A 5041-nucleotide genomic window follows, 5' to 3' on the forward strand; every position below is an offset into this window, starting at 1 on the left:
TAACCCTACTTCTAACAACATTTCTTTTCTTCAATACTGAATCAAAAGGGCAAGCCTTAAAAGTCCAACATGATTTGGTTGTGGCAAAAGACGGCTCTGGCGATTATAAATACATCCAAGATGCGATAAATGCCGTGAGAGTATATTTACCCAAAGGAATTACCATCAAAATCAAAAAGGGTAAATATATCGAGAAATTGGATATTCCAAGTACCTTAAACAATATCAGGTTTATTGGCGAAAATCTTGATAGTACCATCATTAGTTACAACGATTACTCGGGGAAGGGCAAAATGGAAACCTTTGATTCCTTTACCCTGCGTGTCATGGGCAATAATTTGTATTTCGAAAATTTGACCATTGAAAATACGGCAGGAAAAGTCGGGCAGGCTGTAGCACTTCATGTTGAGGGTGATAGATGTGTATTTAAGAATTGTCGTTTTTTAGGAAATCAAGATACTATTTTTGCCTCAGGCGAGAATTCACGGCAGCTTTTTGAGGAGTGTTATATAGAGGGAACAGTCGATTTTATTTTTGGTTCTTCTACAGCGCTTTTCGACAAATGTCACATTCATTCAAAAGCCGACGGTTATGTTTCTGCGGCCTCTACACCCGAATGGGTAGTGTATGGATATGTATTCAAAAACTGTAAATTAACAGCAGATTTGGGCGTCACAAAGGTATATTTGGGTAGACCATGGCGAGACTATGCCAAAACCGTTTTTATTGACTGTGAATTGGGGGCGCATATCCTCCCAGAGGGTTGGCATAATTGGGGTCGCCCACAAACAGAAAATACCACCTACTTCGCTGAATACAACAGTAAAGGTCCAGGAGCGACCAATACAAAGCGTGTAAATTGGGCAAAACAACTCACGAAGTTGGAGCTTGCAAACTACTCAAAATCAGACATTTTCGCTGGTAAAATAAATCAAGAAACATCAACTTTCTGGTCGGAGAAATAAAAAATTTACTATATTTGTCATAATGTTATTAGAAAAACATCAAATAATCTTTAAATATTTCAATATATAGTGAAAACTTTACTGACAATCTCTTTCTCAATTTGGTTTTTGTTTTCAGGAATCGCTCAATCTACTATTGGTATTACTGGGATAACAGATAATTCATACAATAGTTATTCGGCTTTGAAGACTACCCTCAAGACTCATCCGAATGCACTTTTAGTCATCGAAAATCAATATCCCAATGTATCAGAAAAGCGGGATATCACTTATGCAACTATTGGGGAAAGGCCTCTCAAACTAGATATATTTTATCCCAAAGAAAAAAATACTTGCGAACATCCAGCTATTTTGATAATTCATGGAGGAGGATGGCGCTCTGGCAATAGAAGTCAGCATATTCCGATGGCGCAAAAACTTGCCTCGATGGGCTATGTTACTATTACGGCAGAATATAGACTTTCGACCGAAGCTTTGTACCCAGCCGCTGTACAAGATTTGAAGGCAGCCGTTCGTTGGATTCGCGCGAATGCCTCAGCCTATCACGTAGATTCCCATAAAGTGGCTTGTTTGGGTTTCTCGGCAGGTGGACAACTGGCTACCTTAGTTGGCAATACCAACGGCGTATCACTTTTCGAAGCAAATGAAGGCATAGTAGGCACCTCCAGTGATGTTCAAGCTATTATCGATATCGATGGCATCGTGGCCTTTATTCATCCCGAATCGGGTGAGGGCGACGATTCTAAAAGAACTTCGGCGGCAACTTATTGGTTTGGTTTTGGTAAAGACGAAAATCCTAGCTTATGGCAACAAGGCTCGGCGCTTAGTTACACAGGAAAAAATACGCCTCCAACCTTATTCATCAATAGTTCAGTTGATAGAATGCACGCAGGAAGAGATGATTATCGCAAAATCTTGGAAACCAATCATATTTATTCGGAAGTACATACCTTTAATAACTCACCACACTCGTTTTGCTTGTTTAGCCCGTGGTTTGACCCCACCATAAATTATATTGATCACTTTTTGAAAAAAGTATTCAGAAAACATAAAGATACCTTGGCGTTTCGATAAAAAATAAAGGCTTAATTGAAAAATTAAGCCTTTTTATTTATTAAAGGATAGATAGATAATGAATGTCTAAATTGTAGGAATAAGCTATTTTAGTGCTTACGCTAGAAGCAAATTTTTGTAACTCAAAAAACCTTTAGCCTTCAGGTTTTAACTTTGAACAAAAGCTTGTTTTTGGTTACTAATAAGTTAGTAAGCAAAATAAAGTTTAAGCTTGTGCTTTAAGCTTTCAGATATCGGCTTTCGGCGGTGGGCTTTGGGAAAAATGCTTGTCCGTGGTCGTTAAAAATCGGCACTCAACCTACGAATACAGCCTTTGATAGATTTGTTTAAACTTTTCGAATCCATCATTGTAAATAATTTCATTTTCTTGATTCGGATAAAAGGATTTTCCAATCTTGTTTTGGGGGGTGATTTTCATACCAAATGACTCAAAACCAATCAATACCGCTCCCCAAGCCGAGCTTTCTATGGTGTTGCTTACCTCTACATTCATCTGAAAAACATCAGCAGTCATCTGCAACCAAAAATCACTCTTGGCAAACCCACCGCTCACCATCAGATTCATTTTTTTCCGAACTTTTTGGTTGGGAACCAATACCTCAGCAATCTGTCTTAGTCCATATAAAATGCCCTCCATGGCAGCTCGAATAAGATGCCCTTGCTGATGCTGCATGTCCAGCCCTATTATGATACCTTTGGCTTTGGCATCCCAAATAGGCGCTCTTTCTCCAAGGATATAGGGTACAAAAAGTAATCCATTCGCCCCTGCTTGAACTTTCTCTGCTTTTTCAAAAAGAGATTCGTAAGATTCGTTGGTTTCCAACACTTGATTTTTCAACCATTGTAAAACAACAGCACCATTATTTACCGCACCAAGCTTAAGATACTCATTTTCAAACAGATGATAACATTGAGTTCTCATTTTGGCATCGATATAAGGTTTTTCTGCAACCACCCTTACTGCCCCACTCGTACCTATTGTAAGCGCCATTTTGTCGGTACTAATAGCTCCTGAACCCAAATTAGCCAAAACGCCATCTCCTCCTCCACTTACTAATTCAAGATTATACAGCTTACAATAAGCACGATGGGTAGATTTTACTATTATAGACAATTGTGTTTTTTGGATACTAAGAAAATTCAAAATTTTATCCGACCACTCCAATGTGTGAATATCCATTAAGCCTGTTCCTGATGCAAGGGTCGTATCTATCGTGTACTCATTGGTCAGATGATACCAAATATATTCTTTTGCACTAATTAGTTTATGCGCCGTTGCCAACAAATCAGGTTTTTGTTGTTTTAACCAAACAAGCTTGGTCATTGGTGAAAAACTGTGTATAGGAATACCAGATATTCGATAAAATTCTTGACCCAATTCAGAGTTTTTCAATTCTTCAGATTCGGCCACCGCCCGATTGTCTGCCCAAATCATACAGTCTGTAAGTGGTTGGTGATGATTATCGACCAAGATAAGGCTTTGCATGGCAGCACTAAAACTGACAAATGACAAGTCATAATTTGAGGTAATTTCACTCAAACATTGGTATACCGCATCTAACAAATCCTCTGGGCGTTGAGTACTCCAATCGACAACAGGATGGTACATTGGATATTCCTGACTGGTCTGATATATTACCTCGCCCTCGCAATCGAAGACAACAGCTTTGGTGGCGGTAGTACCTAAGTCTATACCTGCGTAGTATTTTGCCATAAGCATTACAATTAAAAATGAATGCTAAGGACTATTTTTTCTCGACGGCATGCCCACCAAACTCATTACGCAGAGCCGCCACAACTTTTCCTGAAAAGGTATCTTCCATTTGAGAACGATAGCGCATCATTACGGATAGGGCGATTACTGGTGTTGGCACACCCATGTCTAAGGCTGTTTCCAAAGTCCACTTTCCTTCTCCAGAAGAGTGCATAACACCTTTGATGGCATCTAATTGCGGATCTTTTGCGAAAGCATTAGCCGTCAATTCCATTAACCAACCTCTAACCACTGAGCCATGATTGAACAATTCGGCTGTCTTTTGAAAATCGATATCAAACTGCGAACGTTCAAATACTTCAAAACCTTCTGCAATGGCCTGCATCATACCGTATTCGATACCATTATGAACCATTTTGGTAAAATGCCCACTACCAGCTTTTCCTGTATGCAAATAACCATTTTGAATAGAAATTTTCTGAAAAACCTCTTCCACGTATGTAAAGACATCGGTATCGCCTCCAATCATTGTGCAAGCTCCGTTTAAGGCACCACTAGTTCCTCCTGAAGTACCACAATCTAGGAAGTCGATACGTTTGTCTTTCAACTGTGCATAACGGCGTAATGAATCCTTGTAAAAAGAATTTCCGCCATCTATTATTATATCTGAAGGGTTCAATAAAGGTATTAATTGCTCAATCACGGTATCCACAATTTCTCCAGCAGGAACCATTAGCCAGATAACTCTTCTACCTTCTAATTTTTGGGTCAAATCGGCTAAATTTAATGCCGTTGAAATTCCTTGTTGAGCAATTTGTGCTACAAAATCGGGATTTACATCATGAGCCACAACCTCAAATCCATTTCTGTGTAAATTCAAGGCTAAATTGAAACCCATTTTGCCTAATCCAATCAATCCAATTTGCATAAATTTATTTGTTAAAGTTTTGGGATATTTTGTTTATAAGTAGGAAAATGTAATTGGTTTACAGTATATTGATTATTTGATGATATTCATCATTATATTTAATCTATGTGTTTAGGGACTAGGCAACAGGCACAAGTCAAAGAGTGTTAAACTGTTTTTTAGTAACGATGTAAATGTTTTTTACCGATTGCCCAGAGCTGAAAGCCGATAGCTAAAAAATTAAATTCTATTTTGCGCACTAACTTTATTTAATCTTTCCTTCTAAGTAACAAGACGTTATTAGTTAACAGTATATCAGTTGCCTAATTACTGGACAAAATTGAAGTTACTAGTTCAAGACTTAGTCTTGGACTCATTTTT

4 protein-coding genes are annotated in these 5041 nt (G+C 38.3%); 2 read left to right on the forward strand and 2 right to left on the reverse strand.

Features of this window, described 5'->3' with window-relative positions; translation table 11 throughout:
- Together ACOVQ4_RS16820 and ACOVQ4_RS16825 are read left to right on the forward strand one after the other, a co-directional pair.
- On the forward strand, nucleotides 1-965 hold a 965-nt coding region (locus ACOVQ4_RS16820), incomplete at its 5' end, for a pectinesterase family protein (protein ID WP_421821783.1).
- Nucleotides 966-1034: 69 nt separating this feature from the next.
- Nucleotides 1035-2039 carry an alpha/beta hydrolase fold domain-containing protein gene (locus tag ACOVQ4_RS16825; RefSeq protein ID WP_421821784.1) on the forward strand — a complete coding sequence of 335 codons (1005 nt, stop codon included), beginning with the start codon at nucleotides 1035-1037 and terminating at the stop codon, nucleotides 2037-2039.
- Between the two features lie 298 nt (nucleotides 2040-2337).
- Here ACOVQ4_RS16825 and ACOVQ4_RS16830 read toward each other — a convergent pair whose 3' ends face one another.
- A complete protein-coding gene (locus tag ACOVQ4_RS16830) occupies nucleotides 2338-3753 on the reverse strand; it encodes a gluconokinase (RefSeq protein WP_421821785.1) in 1416 nt (471 codons plus the stop codon).
- Nucleotides 3754-3784: 31 nt separating this feature from the next.
- A complete protein-coding gene (gene gnd, locus ACOVQ4_RS16835) occupies nucleotides 3785-4681 on the reverse strand; it encodes a phosphogluconate dehydrogenase (NAD(+)-dependent, decarboxylating) (protein ID WP_421821786.1) in 897 nt (298 codons plus the stop codon).
- Nucleotides 4682-5041 lie beyond the last annotated feature (360 nt).

This window comes from Flectobacillus sp. (assembly GCF_049240685.1).
GTDB lineage: Bacteria > Bacteroidota > Bacteroidia > Cytophagales > Spirosomataceae > Flectobacillus.